Here is a 16,477-nt window from a genome sequence, read left to right on the forward strand (position 1 = left end):
TCGGGAGAGCGACATGGCGCTGACTGGGGAATTGTTCATTGCTTCGAAGCGCGTGAAGCGCGAGGGCCCGGGCTTCAAGGCAGTCGCCGCGGCGACCGGCGCCGAGATCGAGCCCAGCTTCAGCGTCGCGACGCTCGAGGACGTCGAGGCCGCCACCGCCGCCGCCGAGGCCGCCTTCCCGATCTATTCGGCGCTGCCGCGCGAAGAGCGCGCCAAGTTCCTCGAGGCCGCTGCCGACGAGATCGAGGCGCTCGGTGACGAGCTCGTGCAGCGCGCGATGGAAGAGAGCGGCTTGCCGCAGGCACGCCTGACCGGCGAGCGCGGCCGCACCGCAGGCCAGCTGCGCCTGTTCGCCAAGGAGCTGCGGCTCGGCGAGTATCTGCGCGCGCGCATCGATCATGCCATCCCCGACCGCCAGCCGCTTCCCAAGCCCGACCTGCGCCTGCGCATGGTGCCGGTGGGCCCGGTGACCGTGTTCGGCGCCTCCAACTTCCCGCTCGCCTTCTCGGTGGCGGGCGGCGACACCGCCTCGGCGCTCGCCGCCGGCTGTCCGGTGGTGGTGAAGGGCCATTCGGCGCACCCGGGCACTTCCGAGCTGGTTGCCGGCGCGATCACGCGCGCAGCGGAGAAGACCGGCATGCCCGCCGGCGTCTTCTCGCTGATCAACGGCGCCGGCAACAGCGTCGGCTCGGCGCTCGTCACCGATCCGCGCATCAAGGCAGTGGGCTTCACCGGATCGCGCGGGGGTGGCACGGCGCTGATGAAGCTGGCCGCAAACCGGCCGGTGCCGATCCCCGTCTATGCCGAGATGAGCAGCATCAACCCGGTCTTCCTGCTCCCGGCCGCGCTCGCGAGCCGCGCCGAGGCGCTGGGCAAGGCGTTCGTCGCCTCGCTGACCATGGGCGCGGGCCAGTTCTGCACCAACCCGGGGCTGGTGCTCGCGCTCGAAGGGCCCGACCTTGACCGCTTCCTCGCCTCGGCTTCGGAAGCGATGACCGGCGCGCCCGCGCAGGTGATGCTCACGCCGGGCATCCACCGCGCCTATGAGAGCGGCGTCGCGCGCTGGGCCGAGGCGCCCGCGCTCAAGCTGCTCGCCCAGGGCCAGGAGCCGCAGGGCCCGACCTGCGGCCGCGGCGCGATCTTCACCATGACCGGTGCGGACTTCATCGCCGATCCGAGCCATGCCGAGGAAGTGTTCGGCGCGGCCTCGCTGCTCGTGCGCTGCGCCAGCATCGATGAGCTGCTGCAGGTGGTGTCGCTGCTCGAAGGCCAGCTCACCGCGACGCTGCACCTCGACGACGCCGACGTCGAGATCGCCCGACAGCTGCTGCCGCGGCTCGAGCGGCTCGCGGGCCGCATCCTCGCCAACGGCTGGCCGACCGGCGTGGAAGTGACCGACGCGATGGTCCATGGCGGGCCCTATCCGTCGACTGCCGACGGGCGCAGCACCTCGGTGGGCACGCTGGCGATCGATCGCTTCCTGCGGCCGGTGAGCTACCAGGACCTGCCGACCGCGCTGCTGCCGGCCGAGCTGCAGGACGGCGACGCGGGCATCCCGCGCCGCGTCGACGGCAAGCCGACGGTCTGAAGTAAATGTCCCCCTCCCGTTTGCGGGAGGGGCTAGGGGAGGGGATGGCCTGACGCTCCGAGCTGACAGGCCCTCCCCCGACCCCTCCCGCAAACGGGAGGGGAGCGCAGGCCACGAGGGCATGGCCTGGATTTCAGCCGCGCCGAGGGGAAGTCGCCGGTAAATGGTCCGAGGGGCCTTCGGCGCACCCTCTCATCGTCACCCCGGCCTTCGCCGGGGTTCAGTCAATTCGCGAAAGCGCTCGCCACGTCCTTTGCGGTCCGGAACCGGAGCGCAAGCTCGTGGCGATATTCCTGCCCGGGATCGAGCCGCGCCGAAGGGAACGCCGGCTTGTTGGGGCTATCGGGGAATTTCTGCGGCTCGAGGCACAGCGCGCCGTACTTGGGATAGCTGCCGCCGCTGGTGCCGGGCGCACCGTGCGCCAGATGGTTGCCGGTGTAGAGCTGGAGCCCTGGCTCGGTCGTGTGCAGCTCCATCACGCGGCCCGAATGGGGGTCGAACAAGGTCGCGGCGCGGCGCAGCCGGCCCGCTGGCGCGTCGAGCACGAAATTATGGTCATAGCCCAGCGCCGGCCCCAGCTGCGGATCGGCGGCGGCGATGTCGCGGCCGACCGGCTTGGGCGCGCGGAAATCGAACGGCGTGTCCGCCACCAGCCGCAGCTCGCCGGTGGGGATCTGGTTCTCGACCGGCGTGAAGCGGCTCGCGGGGATCTGGAGCCAATGGTCGAGGACGGTCGTGCCGCTCGCCTCCCCGGCCAGGTTGAAATAGGCGTGGTTGGTCAGGTTGACGACGGTCGGCTTGTCGGTGGTGGCGCGAAACCCGATCGCCAGCCCGTCGGCGCCGATGCTGTAGCGCACGCGCGTGCGCAGATTGCCGGGAAAGCCGTTGAACCCGTCGGGGCTCAGATGCGCGAGCGTCACCCAATCCTCGCCGCGCCCCTCGATCGTCCAGAACTGCTGGTCGAAGCCGAGCGGCCCCGAATGGAGGTTGTGCTCGCCGCTGTTCTTCGGAAGCCGATATTCATGGCCGTCGAGGCTGAAGCGCGCGCCCCCGATGCGGTTTGCATAGCGGCCGGCGATGCTGCCGTAGAAGCGCGGCGCGGCGCGATATTCGTCGAGATCGCGATAGCCGAGCACGACATTCGCCGCCTGCCCGTCGCGCCCCGGCACGTCGAGCCGGTGCAGCGCGGCGCCGAGCGTGAGGATCTCGGCGCGGTAGCGCCCGCGCGCGATCGCGATCGTTTCGATCGTGCCGCCTTCTACCAGCCAGGGGTTCATCGCCGCCTCCCTGCAATGCCCGCCCGGGTCACTTGGCCCCGGGGCAGATCGAGTTGTTGGGATCGGAGACGATCCGCGCGTCGGCGATCGACAGGCTGAGCGGTGTGTCGCCCTCGATCGCGACCGGCGCCGTGACCTTGGTCAGATCGACTCCGTTCGTCTGGAAGCATTTGAGCAGGATCTTGGCGGTGCGCCACGCGCCGGTCTGGCCGGTGAACAGGCTGGTCGCGTCGATCCCGCCCTTGGTCGCTCCGCCGAGCATGGTGAGCCGCACCGGGCCCGTGGCGGCGGCGTCGAGCCGGTAGCTGATCTGCAGCGACAGATCGGCGTTCGCCTCGCGGCTGAGGTTGAGCTCCATGCCCTGGATGCTGAGCGTGCCCGGCCCGGCCCAGGTGAACTGCTGCCCGCCTTCCTGCGTCTGCGGCCCCTCGACGGTGCGCTGGCGGATCGCCCCCTGCGAGACGAAGCGCCACGGCGCGGGCGTGGCGCCCTTGGCGAAGAAGGTGCCGGTGTTGGCGAGCGACGGGTCGACGCCCGATTCCTCGCTGAGCATCGGCACGTTGCCGCCCTTGGCATAGGTCAGGCCATAGCCGAGCGCGAAGAGCGGATCGTAGCCCGGCTGCCCCTTGTTGAGGCGGAACTGGGCGGCGTTCTTCGGCCAGGAGAAGGAGAGCTTGCCGTGGAAGTCGCGGCGCGGCTTGCCCGCGGCATCGCCGATGATCACGTCGGCCACGCCGCCGCCCTCGCTGCCCGGCAGCCAGGCCGCGACGAAGGCGTCCGAGGCGTTGAGCTCCGGATTCACCCAGAGCGGGCGGCCCGAGAGGAAGACCGAGACCACGGGCACGCCGGCAGCCTTGAGCTTCTTGAGCTGGGCGAGCGCCTGCTTGTCGCCGGGCTGGAACTCGAGCGTGCGGATGTCGCCGCGCATCTCGGCATAGGGCTGCTCGCCGAAGACCACGATGGCGACGTCCGGCTTGGCCGTGAAATTGCCGTCGGCCGAGAGTGTGGCGGTGCCGCCGCCGGCCTCGACTGCCTTCTTGATCCCCGAATAGATCGTCTCGCCATTGGGGAAGAGGTCATTGGGGTTGCCGTCGCCCTGCCAGCTCAGCGTCCAGCCGCCGCTCTGGAGCATCATCGAATCGGCCGCGGGGCCGGTGACGAGCACGCGGGCAGAGGCCTTCACCGGCAGCACGCCCTGGTTCTTGAGCAGCACGAGCGATTCGGCGACTGCCTGGCGCGCGATCGCGCGGTGCTCGGGGCTGCCGAGCACGCCGGCCTTGCCCTCGAGCGGGCGCGCGGGGTCGAACAGGCCGAGCTTGACCTTGACGCGCAGGATGCGGCGCACGGCATCGTCGATCCGCGCCATCGGGATGGTGCCGTCCTTCACATGGGCGACGGTCGATTCGAACATGCCCTTCCAGCTGTCCGGCGCCATCGCCATGTCGAGCCCGGCGTTGAAGGTGGCCGCGCAATCGGTGGTGGTGCAGCCCGGCACCTGGCCATGGCCGTTCCAGTCGCCGACGACGAAACCCTGGAAGCCCATGCGGCCCTTGAGCACGTCGGTGAGCAACGACTTGTTGCCGTGCATCTTCTGGCCGTTCCAGCTGCTGTAGGAGGCCATGATGGTGAGCGTGCCCGCCTCGATCGCGGGCGGATAGCCCGCCGCGTGGATGCGGATCAGCTCTTCCTCGGAGACGCGGGTGTCGCCCTGGTCGATGCCGTCATAGGTGCCGCCGTCGCCGAGATAGTGCTTGGCCGATGCGGCGACGAGCCCCTTCTGGATGCGTCCGCGCGTGTCGGGATCGCCCTGGAGCCCGCGGACCATGTCGCCGGCCAGGTTGCGGACGATCGCGGGATCCTCCGAATAGCCTTCATAGGTGCGGCCCCAGCGATCGTCCTGCGGCACTGCGAGCGTCGGGCCGAACGCCCAGTCGGGGCCGCTGGCCGCGGTCTCGGCTGCGGTCGCCTGGCCGATGCGGCGCATCAGCGCGGGGTCGTTGGCGGCGCCGAGGCCGATATTGTGCGGGAAGAGCGTCGCGCCGATGACGTTGTTGTTGCCGTGCACCGCGTCGACGCCGAACATCAGCGGGATCGGCGCATGGTTGCCGCGCTTTTCCATCGCGACGGCGCGGAACGCCTGCATGGTCGCCACCCAATCGGCCTGGGGCGAACGGTCGTTGCCCGAGAGCGGCGGCGAATTGCCGCCCGCGAGGATCGAGCCGAGCGGATATTTGCGAAGGTCCTCGGGCTTGAGGCTGCCGATGTCCCCCTGGATCATCTGGCCGATCTTCTCCTCGAGCGTCATCTTGGCCATCAGATCGGTGACGAACTTCTCGGTCTCCGGATCGATCAGCCCCGCGCTCTGCGTCGCCGGCCATTTCTCGGGATTGGCGACGGTCGGGCCTTGAGACAACGCTGTCGGCGCCTGCTGCGAAAAAACGGGCACGGACCACAAAATACTGGTCGCCAGCAGCAGCTTGATCCCCTTCATCCTTCCTCTCCCTCGTCTCGCTTTGCGCCAGCGTACCCCAAGCCCGGCGTCCGAGTCCACTTCCCAGCCCCTGTCCTGCGCAACCAGGTTACTGACATTTTTGAAAGTAAGCTCTGGCGCACACCCGCTTTGTGCGGAATGAAGGGGCAGCAACCAAGGAGAGGACATGGCGGGCGAGAAGGCGATCTTCATCACCGGGGGCGCTTCGGGGATCGGACTGGCGACCGGCAGATATTTCGCGGCACGCGGCTGGCGGGTGGGCCTCGCTGACATCAATGCCGAAGGGCTGGAGGACGCCGCCGCTGCGATCGAGGGCGGGCCGGTGACCACGCATGTGATGGACGTGCGCGACCGCGCGGCCTGGACCAAGGCGCTCGCCGACTTCGCCCAGGCGAGCGGCGGACGGCTCGACCTGATGTTCAACAACGCCGGCATCGCCGTGGGCGGGATGCTCGCCGACACCAGCGACGAGGACGTCGACCGGATCGTGGCGATCAACCTGATGGGGATGATCAACGGCGCGCGCGCGGCCTATCCTTTGCTCAAGGCGACGCCCGGATCCTGCCTGGTCAACACCGCGTCGGCGGCGGCGATCTATGGCGGCGCTGGCATGTCGCTCTATGCGGCGGTCAAGTTCGCGGTGCGCGGCTTCTCCGAGGCGCTCGAAGGCGAATGGGCCGCCGACGACATCACGGTGCGCGTGCTGATGCCGAGCTTCATCGACACGCCGCTGCTCGATTCGACCGTCGCGGGGAGCAACCGCAGCGTGCGCGAATCGGTCCGCGAGGCGGGGCTGGAGTTCACGCCGCTGGAGACGGTCGCCCAGGCAGTGTGGAACGCCGCGGAGAACCCCAGGGTGCACCTGATCGTCGGCCGCACCGCGCGCAGACTCGCCTTCGCCGCGCGCTGGATGCCGGGGACGCTCCGCAAGCAGATGCGGCGGCGGCTTTCCTAGACCATCGCGTCGATCGCGTGCGCCATCTCAATGTCGCGTCCCGAAAGCCCGCCCGCGTCGTGCGTGGTGAGGAGGATGTCGACGCGGTTCCAGACGTTCGACCATTCCGGATGGTGGTCGGCCTTCTCGGCGAGCAGCGCCACGCGGGTCATGAAGCCAAAGGCTTCGTTGAAGTCGCGGAAGGTGATGCTGCGCGTGATCGCGTCGCGCGCCTCGTCATAATCCCAATCGTCCAGGTCATCGAGCGCATCGGCGCGCTCGGCATCGCTCAATTGCTCGACCATGGCCTGCTCCTTGCTGCAACGCGTCGCTAACGCCTATGGACCTCTCCATGTATGGGCAAGCGCCTTCCGCCACCGAGATCGAACGCCTGGCGCGCGCGGCGCTGGCGCGGATCCCCGAACCCTTCGCAAGCCATCTCGCCGATGTCGTGCTGATCGTCGAGGAATTCGCCGACGACGAGACGCTCGATTCGCTGGGCATCGAGGACCCGTTCGACCTCACCGGCCTCTACCACGGCCGGCCGATCGGCGAGAAATCGGCGTTCGATTCGGGCACGCTGCCCGATCGCATCCACCTCTATCGGCGCCCGATCCTTGACGAATGGGTCGCGACGGGCGTGGGCCTCGACGCGCTGGTGAGCCATGTCGTGGTGCATGAGGTCGGGCATCATTTCGGGCTTTCGGACGACGACATGCACGCGCTGGAAGACGGCGCCGAGTGAGCCACGGCCTCGCCTTTCGCGGGGTGGCGTGCCAGCGCGGGCAGCGGCTGCTGTTCGAGGGGCTGAGCTTCGCGCTAGGCTCCGGCGAGGCCGCGCTGGTGACCGGGCCGAACGGCGCGGGCAAATCGAGCCTGATCCGCGTCGCCGCCGGGCTGCTGGCGCCGATCGCGGGGAGCGTCGAGGGCGAGGGCGCACGCGCGCTGCTGGGCGAGCATTCCGCGCTCGATCCCGAGCTGAGCCTGGGCGCCGCGCTCCGCTTCTGGACCGGGCTCGACGGCACGCGCGACGCGGTGGAGCCCGCATTGGCCGCCGTGGCGCTCGACGGGCTGGCGCAGGTTCCGGTGCGACTGCTCTCGACCGGCCAGCGCCGCCGCGCCGCGCTGGCGCGCGTGATCGCGAGCGGAGCGCCGGTGTGGCTGCTCGACGAGCCGGCCAATGGGCTCGATGTGGCTTCGGTGGGGCTGCTCGAGGCGGCAATCGCGGCGCACCGGGCAGCGGGCGGCATCGTGCTCGCCGCGACCCACTTGCCGCTTGCGCTGCCGGGCGCCGAGGAGATCGCGCTGTGAGCGGCTTCGGCGCGATCGTCTGGCGCGAACTGCGGCGGGCGTGGAGCAGCGGCGGGCTGATGCTGCCGATCGTCTTCTTCCTGCTCGTCGCGATCCTGTTTCCCTTTGCGATCGGCCCCGACAGTCGCCTGCTCGCACGCGTCGGCGGCGGCGTGATCTGGGCGGCGGCGCTGCTTGCCGCCTTGTTGCCCGTCGAGCGGCTGATCGCGCCCGATGCCGAGAGCGGCGTGCTCGACCAGTTCGCGGTGCGCGGGCTGCCGGACGCCGGCATCGCAGCAGCCAAAATGGCCGGCCACTGGCTGGGCTTCGCGCCCGCGCTGCTGCTCGCGACGCTGGTCGCCGCGGCGCTTCTCCAGCTGCCGGGAGAGGCGCTGGCGACGATCTTGCTCGGTCTCGCGATCGGCACGCCGGGGCTGGCGGCGCTGGGCGTGGCGACCGCGGCGCTGGTGGCGGGGCTGCGCGGCGCGGGCGCGCTCGCCGGACTGGTGATGCTGCCCTTCGCCGTGCCGCTGCTGATCTTCGGCGCGGGCTCGACCGCGGGGCAGCCCGGCGCGCTCAAGCTGCTGGCGGCGGTGAGCCTGTTGCTGGTCGCCGGTTGCCCCATGGTCGCGGGCGCCGCGATGCGGATGGGGCGGAGCTGATTCCCCCTTCCGTTTGCGGGAGGGGCGTTTAGCGGCTCCAGCGCGCGAAGATCGCGGTCGGAAGCAGCAGCCCCCGCGCCTCCTCCCGTACCGAAAGCTCGCCGCATTCGACCTTGCCGCCCAGGTCGGCGAATTGCTGGCGGACCAGCTCGCCGATCGCCAGCGCGGACATGCGCACGGCATAGACCGTCAGGAACAGGAAGCGCGACTTGTCGTCGAGCAGCTTGCGCGTGTCGGCGATGAGCGCGGGCAGGCCCTCTTCCAGCTTCCACACCTCGCCATTGGGCCCCCTGCCCCATTTGGGCGGATCGAGGATGATCCCGTCGTAGCGCCGGCCGCGCCGGACCTCGCGCGCGGTGAACTTGGCGGCGTCGTCGATCATCCAGCGGATCGGCAGATCCTCCATCCCCGACAGTGCGGCGTTGGCCTTGCCCTCGGCCACCGACTTCTTCGAGGCGTCGACATGGGTCACCCGCGCGCCCTTGGCGGCAAGCGCGAGGCTGCCGACGCCGGTGTAGCCAAACAGGTTCATGCATTCGGGCGCGTCCATCCCGTCGATCTGGTCGCGCATCCAGCTCCATACCGGCGCCATGTCGGGGAAGAAGCCGAGATGGCGGAAGGGGGTGTTCTGCGCGGTGAAGCGCGCCTCGTTCCACGCCAGCGGCCAGCCTTCGCGCGGCACCGGCTTGGCGAAGGTCCAGCGGCCGCCGCCTTCCTCGTCCGATCCGGGGAGGAATTCGCCGTGCGCGTCCCATTCGTCCGAAGCGGGCGCCCACATCGCCTGGGGCTCGGGCCGGATGAAGCGATAGGCGCCGTAGCGCTCGAGCTTGCGGCCATGGCCGGAGTCGACGAGCCCATAGTCGGCCCAGGGCTCGCCGGTGAGAGTGATGAGGTCCATGGGCCTCCCTTATCCAGCCGCGCGCTCCTGCGAAAGCACGAGCACCGGGCTGAGCCGGGAAACCCTCCGATCGGGCTGAGACGCTATCGCGCCGCCCCGCGCATCCTGCGCGACCAAAGGTCACACCAAGGTCACACTATCGCGACGGTTCGAGCGGGCCTCACCGTCGGCCGATCCGGCGGGGCGATGGCGGAAGTGGACACGGCGGAAGTGGACAAAGTGGACACCCCAACGCGGGCGCATGCGCGTGCGTACGTGCCTGCGCGCGTGCGTGTGCATGTGCGCGTGCATGTGCGTGTGCGCACGAGACGCCGATTATTCAGATTGAGAAAGAACGTTCCTGTTTTGTTTCAGGCCAAATCCAATTTTGCAAGCGGCAATATCGTGCGCCGGGCGCCTGGGTTGTCTCGACACTCCTCTCCCCTCCTTTCAGGGAGGGGAGCGCGTTAGGCTGAATGTCGATACAACTTAGGCCTTCGGCGTCGCGCGCTCGGCGATGTAGCTGGTGATGGCCTCGAAGGTCGCAGGCAGCACGTCGTAGCGCTCCTGGCGCTGGTAGAGGTCGCCGACGCGCGACGGGACCGAGGGCCGAACGCCGGTCGCACGCTCGACGGCGTCGGCGAACTTGGCGGCATGCGCGGTGGCGAGCGTCACCACGGGCACTTCGGCCGGAGCCCCGGCGCGGCGCGCGGCGGCGAGGCCGATCGCGCTGTGCGGATCGAGCACCTGACCCGCCTCGGCATGCGCCCAGCGCATCGCCCCGTTCATCTCGGCGGCGTCGATGCGGTCGCTGGCGAAGAGCGCGGCGGCGCCCTGTCGCTGGGCGTTGCTGAGCTGCATCGCGCGGTTCGCTTCGAACCCGCGCATCTGGTCGGCGACGCTGGCACCGGCGAGATCGAACAACAGCCGCTCGAAGTTCGAGCTCACCTGGATGTCCATCGACGGCGCGTCGGTGGGCGTCACCGTCCCGGCCGAATAGTCGCCGGTGGAAAGCGCGCGGTGAAGGATGTCGTTGACGTTGGTCGCGACGACCAGCTTCGCCACCGGCAGCCCCATCTTCGCCGCGACATAGCCCGCGAACACGTCGCCGAAATTGCCGGTCGGCACCGAAAAGGCGACCGGGCGATCGGGCGCGCCGAGGCGGACCGCGGCGTAGAAATAATAGACCACCTGCGCCATCAACCGGGCCCAGTTGATCGAGTTGACCGCAGTCACCTGGAAGCGGCCCGCGAAGTCGCGATCGTTGAACATCGCCTTCACCAGCGCCTGGGCGTCGTCGAAGCTGCCCTCGATCGCGATGTTGTGGACGTTGGGCGCGAGCACCGTCGTCATCTGGCGGCGCTGGACCTCCGAGACGCGGCCCTTGGGGTGGAGCATGAAGATGTCCACGCCGATGCGGCCGGCGACGGCGTCGATCGCGGCGCTGCCGGTATCGCCCGAGGTCGCGCCGACGATGGTCAGATGCTGGTTGCCGCCGCGCAGGAACCTCTCGAAGAGCAGCCCGAGGAGCTGGAGCGCCACGTCCTTGAAGGCGAGCGTGGGGCCGTGGAACAGCTCGAGCAGCCATTGCTGCTGGTCGAGCTGGACGAGCGGCGTCACCGCGGCGTGCGCGAAGCGGCCATAGGCGCGCGTGCACAGCTCGCGCAGCTCGTCCTCGCTCAGGTCCTCGCCGACGAACGGCAGCATCACGCGCACCGCCGTCTCGACATAGGAGAGGCCCGCGAGCGCGGCGATCTGCTCGCGGCTGAAGCTCGGCCAGCTCTGGGGGACGTACAGCCCGCCGTCGCTCGCAAGCCCGGCGAGCGTGACGTCACGGAAGCCGAGCAGCGGCGCGGCGCCTCGGGTGCTCTGGTAGTGCATGGGCGCCGCGTTAGCGGGGGCGGCGGGCACGGGCAAGCAAACCGATCTTTACGCCTGCGAACCGGGAGCCGTGCGGCCGCGGCGCCGGAGCGCCAGCACATAGATCACCACCGCGACGATCGCGAAGAAGAACCATTGCACGGCATAGGCGAGATGGTTGTTCGGGATCGCGGAGAGATCCGGCTTGCCGTTGGGCTCCAGGCCCGCCGGCGGCGTGTCGGAGACCAGCATCAGCCGTTGCGGCGTGTGGTCGAACAGCGAAGCGAGCATCGAGCGGCTGTCGGGCGCGTGGCTAATGAAGCCGCGCACTTCCCCGCCCCGCCACTGCGGCCTGGCATTGGGATCGCGCGTGGTGCCGAGCTGGACGAGCATGCCGGGTCCTTCGGCACCGGTGCGGCATTCGGCGATCGCGCGATAGCCCGCGCCGCCGGCACCGGCAAGCCGGATCGCGACCGGCTCGAGGCAGAGCCCATGCGCGCGGCGGAAGAGCAGGCTGGCGTCGCTCCCGCCCGGGAACGCGATCTCGGGCTTGGAGGGATTGGCGGCGAGCTGCTCGAGCTGCGCCAGCTTCTTGGGCCGCCGGTCGAGCAGCTGCCAGAAGCCGAGCCCGATCATGGCGGCGACGGCGAGCGTCACGATCAGCGTGGGGACGATCGGCAGGCGCGGCATCAGCGGTCCTCGCGAACCCGGCCCTCGCCGGCGCGGTTGCGATATTCGAGCGCGAGCAGCCAGCCCTTGGCGATGCGTAGCGCGAGCACCGTCAGGGCGAGCGTGAGCGGGATCCACAGAAGCGCATGGACCAGCAACCCCGGCTCGAAGGTGAATTCCACCCAGAGCGCCAGCACGGTGACCAGCGTGCCGATGCCCAGCGTCAGGAAGACGACGGGACCGTCGCCGACATTGAAGGCGCGGTAATCGAGCCCGCAGCGCGTGCAGCGATCGGCGAAGGCTATGGCGCTGCGGAACAGCGTGCGCGCGCCGCAGCGCGGGCAGCAGCCCTGGAGCCCCGAAAGGATCGGGGGAGGCAGCGTGGTGCTGCCTCCCCCGTCCGGATCACTCGATTGTCCAGCCACGTCAGCCGGCGTGGACCGGCGCGCCCCAGCTGCCCCAGACATAGATCGAGGCGAAGAGGAACAGCCACACCACGTCGACGAAGTGCCAGTACCAGGCGGCTGCTTCGAAACCGAAGTGCTGGCGCGGCGTGAAATGGCCCTTGTAGACGCGCACCAGGTTCACGATCAGGAAGATCGTGCCGACGATGACGTGGAAGCCGTGGAAGCCGGTCGCCATGAAGAAGGCGCCGCCATAGCTCGAACCGCCCTCGCTCGCCGCCTTGAACGGGAACGGCGCGTGCATGTACTCATAGGCCTGGATCGTGGTGAAGAGCAGGCCGAGGATGATCGTCAGCCACAGGCCCTTCTTGACGCTGTCGTTCTGGCCGACGCCGAGCAGGCCCCACAGGCCCTTCAGCTCACCGCCGCGCTCGTTGTGGAGCAGGCCATGGTGCGCCCAGGTGACCGTGCAGCCCGAGCAGAGCAGGATCAGCGTGTTGAGGAGCGGGAACTCCCAGGCGTTGATCACTTCCATGCCCTTGGGCGGCCACTGGCCGCCGACCGCCTCGACGGTCGAGGGGAAGAGCGCGAAATCGAACCAGGCCCAGAACCAGCCGACGAAGAACATCACTTCGGAGGCGATGAACAGGATCATGCCGTAGCGCAGGTGGAGCTGCACGACGGGGGTGTGGTCGCCGGCGTGCGCCTCGGCGATCACGTTCGACCACCAACCGAAGAAGGTGGCGATCACGCCCGCCAGGCCGGCGAAGAACACCAGCTTGCCGACCGAACCGAAAACGTCCGGGTGCAGCCACATGATGCCGCCCGATGCGAGCACCAGCGCCGCCATCGAGCCGAAAAACGGCCAGATGCTCGGCGGGAGAATATGATAGGGGTGGTTCTTGGCTCCGGCCATCGGCTCGTCCCTGTTCCTTGGTTTGGCGCTGCTTTAGGGCTCGAATCCGCATCCCGCAACGGGGGGATTGAAGCTGGCTAGCTGGTGGGGTTCCCGCCCTCTGCCGGATAGAAGGTGTAGGAAAGCGTGATCTCCTCCACGTCCTTGGCATCCGGATCGTTCAGGATCGCCGGATCGACGTAGAAGAGCACCGGCATGCGCACCGTCTCGCCCGGCTTCAGCGTCTGCTGGGTGAAGCAGAAGCACTGGATCTTGGTGAAATATTTGCCCGCCACCGAGGGCGTGACGTTGAAGCTCGCGGTGCCGGTGAGCGGCTCCTTCGAAAGATTGGTCGCCGTGAAGAACGCCATGTCGCGCCCGCCGATGTCGACCACGTCGGCGCGCCGCTCGGGCGCGAACTTCCACGCCAGCTTTGGGCTGACGTTGCTGTCGAACGCGATGGTGATCTTGTGCCCGGTGCTACCCGGCGCGCGCACCCCGCGCTGGGTGGTGCCGTCGAGGCCGGTCGCCTCGCAGAAGATGCGGTAGAGCGGCACGCTCGCGAAGCCCACGCCCGTCATCGTGCAGACGCCGAGCGCGGCGAGCAGCGCGGTGCGCAGGTTGCGAGTCATCCGGCGTGCCCGATCTGCATCTTCACGATCGAGATCGCGAAGACGAGCACGACGAACACGCCCAGCAGGATCGCCATCAGCCTGGCGCGCTCGCGCTGGCGGCGGCGGACGACCTCGGTCGTGTCGGCCGCGCTCGGGGCAGGCATCGCGTCGTTGCGGCCGCGCATCAGATCGTCGTCACGCTTGTTCATGCAAACCACCGGTCGGCGACCAGCGCGCCGAAGATCAGGAATAGATAGAAGATCGAATATTTGAACAGCTGCTTCTCGGGCGTCATCCGGTCGCCCTCGACCGAGCGGCGGAACGCCACCTTGGCGGCGAGCAGCACGAAGAACGCGTTGAGCACGATCGCCGAGAGACCGTAGATCGGCCCCGTCAGCCCCAGCGGCCAGGGCGCGATCGCCGCGGCCGCCATCGGGATGGTGTAGAGCCCGATCTGATGCCGCGTCACCCGCTCGCCCGCCACCACGGGCAGCATCGGCACGCCGGCATTGGCGTAATCGGTCTTCACGAACAGCGCGAGCGCCCAGAAGTGCGGCGGCGTCCACAGGAAGATCAGCAGGAACAGCAGCACCGGCAGCGTCGACAAGTCGCCGGTGGCCGCCGCCCAGCCGATCATCGGCGGGAAGGCCCCGGCGGCGCCGCCGATCACGATGTTCTGCGGCGTGCGGCGCTTGAGCCAGACCGTGTAGACGAAGACGTAGAAAAGGATCGAGGCGGCGAGGATCAGCGTCGCGGCCAGGTTGATCGCGAAATACATGAGGCCGAGGCTGAAGCCCGCGAGGCCGACGCCGAAGTGCAGCGCCGACTGGCGGTCCATCCGCCCCGCTGGCAGCGGCCGGCGCTGCGTCCGCTTCATCTTGGCGTCGAGATCGGCCTCGTACCATTGGTTGAGCGCCCCCGCCGCGCCCGCGCCGAGCGTGGTGCACAGGATCGCGGTGAAGCCGAGCACGGGATGGATCGGCACCGGCGCCGCGAGCATCCCGCACAGCGCCGTGAAGACGACGAGCGTCATCACGCGCGGCTTGGTGAGCGCGACGAAATCGCGCCAGTCGGCGGGAAGGGTGGGGGTGGCGGCTAGGCTGGTCATGACTCGGGCTGCGCTATAGGCCTCTGTGCGGCTTGGGAAAAGCCCGCATCCTGCCGGAGGCCGCTCCCAAGCAAGACGCCCCGGAGTTTCCCCCGGGGCGCCTGGTTTCCAGCCTTTCGGCCGGGTCTTAGTGGTGGTGGTCGCCGCCGTCGATGACGGGCAGCGTCTCGAACTGGTGGAACGGCGGCGGGCTCGACAGCGTCCACTCGAGCGTCGTCGCGCCTTCGCCCCACGGGTTGGCTTCCGCCTTGCGCCCCGCGACGAGCGACCAGATGATGTTCACGAAGAAGAACAGCATGCCGACCGCCATGATCACATAGCCGAGGCTCGCGATATGGTTCCAATGGGCATAGGCGTCCGGATAGTCCGGATAGCGACGCGGCATGCCCTGCAGGCCCAGGAAGTGCATCGGGAAGAACAGCACGTTCACGCCGATGAAGAACACCCAGAAGTGCAGCTGGCCGAGCAGCTCGCTGTACATCCGGCCCGACATCTTCGGGAACCAGTAGTAGAAGCCGGCGAACAGGCCGAACACGGCACCCAGCGAGAGCACGTAGTGGAAGTGCGCCACGACGTAATAGGTGTCGTGCATATAGTCGTCGACGCCGCCGTTGGCGAGCACGACGCCGGTGACGCCGCCGACCGTGAACATGAAGATGAAGCCCAGTGCCCACACCATCGGCGTGCGGAAGCTGATCGAGCCGCCCCACATGGTGGCGATCCACGAGAAGATCTTCACGCCGGTGGGCACCGCGATCACCATCGTCGCCGCGGTGAAGTACATCTTCACGGTCACCGACAGGCCGGTGGTGAACATGTGGTGCGCCCAGACCACGAAGCCGACGAAGCCGATCGCGACCATGGCATAGGCCATGCCGAGATAGCCGAACACCGGCTTGCGGCTGAAGGTGGCGACGATCTGGCTGACGATGCCGAAGCCCGGCAGGATCATGATGTACACTTCGGGGTGACCGAAGAACCAGAAGAGGTGCTGGTAGAGCACCGGGTCGCCGCCGCCGGCCGCGTCATAGAAGGCGGTGCCGAAGTTGCGGTCGGTGAGCAGCATGGTGATCGCAGCCGCCAGCACCGGAAGCGCGAGCAACAGCAGGAAGGCAGTGATCAGCACCGACCAGACGAACAGCGGCATCTTGTGCAGGGTCATGCCCGGCGCGCGCATGTTGAAGATGGTGGTGATGAAGTTGATCGCGCCCAGGATCGAGCTGGCGCCCGCGAGGTGGAGCGACAGGATCGCCATGTCCACCGACGGCCCCGGCTCGCCATAGGTCGAGAGCGGCGCGTAGACGGTCCAGCCCGTGCCCGCGCCGACGCCGACGAAGGGCGAGGCGAGCAGCAGCGTGAAGGCCGGGATCAGCAGCCAGAACGAGATGTTGTTCATGCGCGGGAACGCCATGTCCGGCGCCCCGATCATGATCGGCACGAACCAGTTGCCGAAGCCGCCGATCATCGCCGGCATGACCATGAAGAACACCATGATCAGGCCGTGCGCGGTGATCAGCACGTTCCAGAAGTGCAGCGCTTCGTCGAAGGTCTGCTCGCCGCCGTGAAACAGCGATGCCATCCACTGGAGGTGCTGGATGCCCGGTTCGGCGAGCTCCCAGCGCATCAGACCCGAGATCGCGCCGCCGATGATGCCGGCCACGATCGCGAAGATCAGATAGAGCGTGCCGATGTCCTTGTGGTTCGTCGACATGAACCAGCGGGCGAAGAAGCCCGGCTTGTGATCGGCGTCGTGATGATCGTGCGCATGGGCGTCATGCGCGGCGTAGGGAACGGCGGTGTCGGTCATC

General features: G+C 68.7%; 16 protein-coding genes and 1 pseudogene. 5 read left to right on the forward strand and 12 right to left on the reverse strand.

Translation table 11 applies throughout. The annotated features are described in order from the left end of the window. The first annotated feature begins 13 nt into the window (after positions 1–13). Positions 14–1,588 (forward strand): aldehyde dehydrogenase (NADP(+)), encoded by a 1,575-nt coding sequence (locus tag J7500_RS03635; RefSeq protein ID WP_294060075.1) that lies wholly within the window; start codon positions 14–16, stop codon positions 1,586–1,588. Between the two features lie 224 nt (positions 1,589–1,812). Here J7500_RS03635 and J7500_RS03640 read toward each other — a convergent pair whose 3' ends face one another. After that, positions 1,813–2,865, reverse strand: coding sequence for an aldose epimerase family protein (locus J7500_RS03640; protein ID WP_294060076.1), 1,053 nt, complete (start codon positions 2,863–2,865; stop codon positions 1,813–1,815). Between the two features lie 28 nt (positions 2,866–2,893). Next, the gene (locus tag J7500_RS03645; protein ID WP_294060078.1) at positions 2,894–5,356 is read right to left on the reverse strand and encodes a glycoside hydrolase family 3 protein; all 2,463 of its coding nucleotides are present in this window, start codon (positions 5,354–5,356) and stop codon (positions 2,894–2,896) included. Between the two features lie 166 nt (positions 5,357–5,522). On the opposite strand from J7500_RS03645, the gene J7500_RS03650 reads away from it, so the two are divergent. Then, positions 5,523–6,311 (forward strand): SDR family oxidoreductase, encoded by a 789-nt coding sequence (locus tag J7500_RS03650; RefSeq protein WP_294060080.1) that lies wholly within the window; start codon positions 5,523–5,525, stop codon positions 6,309–6,311. Here the strand turns inward: J7500_RS03650 and J7500_RS03655 are convergent. Beyond that, a pseudogene (locus J7500_RS03655) lies at positions 6,308–6,601 on the reverse strand (4a-hydroxytetrahydrobiopterin dehydratase); the annotation flags it as partial. The gene J7500_RS03650 and the pseudogene J7500_RS03655 sit on opposite strands and share 4 nt — an antisense overlap. A 29-nt stretch (positions 6,602–6,630) precedes the next feature. Between J7500_RS03655 and J7500_RS03660 the strand changes: the two are divergent. From J7500_RS03660 to J7500_RS03670, 3 genes are read left to right on the forward strand one after another with little or no spacing between them, the layout of a single operon-like run. Then, a complete protein-coding gene (locus J7500_RS03660) occupies positions 6,631–7,035 on the forward strand; it encodes a metallopeptidase family protein (protein WP_294060081.1) in 405 nt (134 codons plus the stop codon). After that, positions 7,032–7,601 (forward strand): heme ABC exporter ATP-binding protein CcmA, encoded by a 570-nt coding sequence (ccmA, locus tag J7500_RS03665; RefSeq protein ID WP_294060082.1) that lies wholly within the window; start codon positions 7,032–7,034, stop codon positions 7,599–7,601. Before J7500_RS03660 ends, ccmA begins: the two co-directional genes overlap by 4 nt. Further along, on the forward strand, positions 7,598–8,242 hold the full coding sequence (locus J7500_RS03670; RefSeq protein WP_294060083.1) for a heme exporter protein CcmB: 645 nt from the start codon (positions 7,598–7,600) through the stop codon (positions 8,240–8,242). The genes ccmA and J7500_RS03670 overlap by 4 nt, the downstream gene beginning before the upstream one ends. A gap of 28 nt (positions 8,243–8,270) precedes the next feature. Here the strand turns inward: J7500_RS03670 and J7500_RS03675 are convergent, their stop codons facing one another. From J7500_RS03675 to ctaD, 9 genes are all read right to left on the reverse strand, one after another. Continuing rightward, entirely contained in the window at positions 8,271–9,140 is an 870-nt protein-coding gene (locus tag J7500_RS03675) for a class I SAM-dependent methyltransferase (protein WP_294060084.1), read from the reverse strand. Between the two features lie 468 nt (positions 9,141–9,608). After that, on the reverse strand, positions 9,609–11,000 hold the full coding sequence (gene thrC / locus J7500_RS03680) for a threonine synthase (protein WP_294060086.1): 1,392 nt from the start codon (positions 10,998–11,000) through the stop codon (positions 9,609–9,611). A gap of 48 nt (positions 11,001–11,048) precedes the next feature. Beyond that, positions 11,049–11,669 carry an SURF1 family cytochrome oxidase biogenesis protein gene (locus J7500_RS03685; RefSeq protein WP_294060088.1) on the reverse strand — a complete coding sequence of 207 codons (621 nt, stop codon included), beginning with the start codon at positions 11,667–11,669 and terminating at the stop codon, positions 11,049–11,051. Then, positions 11,669–12,073 carry a DUF983 domain-containing protein gene (locus J7500_RS03690; RefSeq protein WP_294060089.1) on the reverse strand — a complete coding sequence of 135 codons (405 nt, stop codon included), beginning with the start codon at positions 12,071–12,073 and terminating at the stop codon, positions 11,669–11,671. The genes J7500_RS03685 and J7500_RS03690 overlap by 1 nt, the downstream gene beginning before the upstream one ends. 1 nt (position 12,074) lies before the next feature. Continuing rightward, positions 12,075–12,968, reverse strand: a complete 894-nt coding sequence (locus J7500_RS03695; RefSeq protein ID WP_294060090.1) for a cytochrome c oxidase subunit 3 — start codon at positions 12,966–12,968, stop codon at positions 12,075–12,077. A gap of 77 nt (positions 12,969–13,045) precedes the next feature. Continuing rightward, positions 13,046–13,579, reverse strand: a complete 534-nt coding sequence (locus tag J7500_RS03700) for a cytochrome c oxidase assembly protein (protein ID WP_294060091.1) — start codon at positions 13,577–13,579, stop codon at positions 13,046–13,048. Continuing rightward, on the reverse strand, positions 13,576–13,770 hold the full coding sequence (locus J7500_RS03705; RefSeq protein ID WP_294060706.1) for a hypothetical protein: 195 nt from the start codon (positions 13,768–13,770) through the stop codon (positions 13,576–13,578). Before J7500_RS03705 ends, J7500_RS03700 begins: the two co-directional genes overlap by 4 nt. Then, on the reverse strand, positions 13,767–14,669 hold the full coding sequence (locus tag J7500_RS03710) for a heme o synthase (protein WP_294060092.1): 903 nt from the start codon (positions 14,667–14,669) through the stop codon (positions 13,767–13,769). The genes J7500_RS03705 and J7500_RS03710 overlap by 4 nt, the downstream gene beginning before the upstream one ends. 127 nt (positions 14,670–14,796) lie before the next feature. After that, positions 14,797–16,476, reverse strand: coding sequence for a cytochrome c oxidase subunit I (ctaD, locus tag J7500_RS03715; RefSeq protein ID WP_294060093.1), 1,680 nt, complete (start codon positions 16,474–16,476; stop codon positions 14,797–14,799). Position 16,477: the final 1 nt, after the last annotated feature.

The sequence above is a fragment of the Sphingomonas sp. genome (genome assembly GCF_017744835.1).
Lineage (GTDB): Bacteria > Pseudomonadota > Alphaproteobacteria > Sphingomonadales > Sphingomonadaceae > Sphingomonas.

Coding starts and splice junctions, on each gene's coding strand:
- J7500_RS03710 (WP_294060092.1), bottom strand. CDS start 14,669: ATGACCAGCCTAGCCGCCACCCCCACCCTTCCCGCCGACTGGCGCGAT.
- J7500_RS03705 (WP_294060706.1), bottom strand. CDS start 13,770: ATGAACAAGCGTGACGACGATCTGATGCGCGGCCGCAACGACGCGATG.
- J7500_RS03660 (WP_294060081.1), top strand. CDS start 6,631: ATGGACCTCTCCATGTATGGGCAAGCGCCTTCCGCCACCGAGATCGAA.
- J7500_RS03685 (WP_294060088.1), bottom strand. CDS start 11,669: ATGCCGCGCCTGCCGATCGTCCCCACGCTGATCGTGACGCTCGCCGTC.
- J7500_RS03640 (WP_294060076.1), bottom strand. CDS start 2,865: ATGAACCCCTGGCTGGTAGAAGGCGGCACGATCGAAACGATCGCGATC.
- J7500_RS03675 (WP_294060084.1), bottom strand. CDS start 9,140: ATGGACCTCATCACTCTCACCGGCGAGCCCTGGGCCGACTATGGGCTC.
- ctaD (WP_294060093.1), bottom strand. CDS start 16,476: ATGACCGACACCGCCGTTCCCTACGCCGCGCATGACGCCCATGCGCAC.
- thrC (WP_294060086.1), bottom strand. CDS start 11,000: ATGCACTACCAGAGCACCCGAGGCGCCGCGCCGCTGCTCGGCTTCCGT.
- J7500_RS03695 (WP_294060090.1), bottom strand. CDS start 12,968: ATGGCCGGAGCCAAGAACCACCCCTATCATATTCTCCCGCCGAGCATC.
- J7500_RS03650 (WP_294060080.1), top strand. CDS start 5,523: ATGGCGGGCGAGAAGGCGATCTTCATCACCGGGGGCGCTTCGGGGATC.
- J7500_RS03635 (WP_294060075.1), top strand. CDS start 14: ATGGCGCTGACTGGGGAATTGTTCATTGCTTCGAAGCGCGTGAAGCGC.
- J7500_RS03700 (WP_294060091.1), bottom strand. CDS start 13,579: ATGACTCGCAACCTGCGCACCGCGCTGCTCGCCGCGCTCGGCGTCTGC.
- J7500_RS03645 (WP_294060078.1), bottom strand. CDS start 5,356: ATGAAGGGGATCAAGCTGCTGCTGGCGACCAGTATTTTGTGGTCCGTG.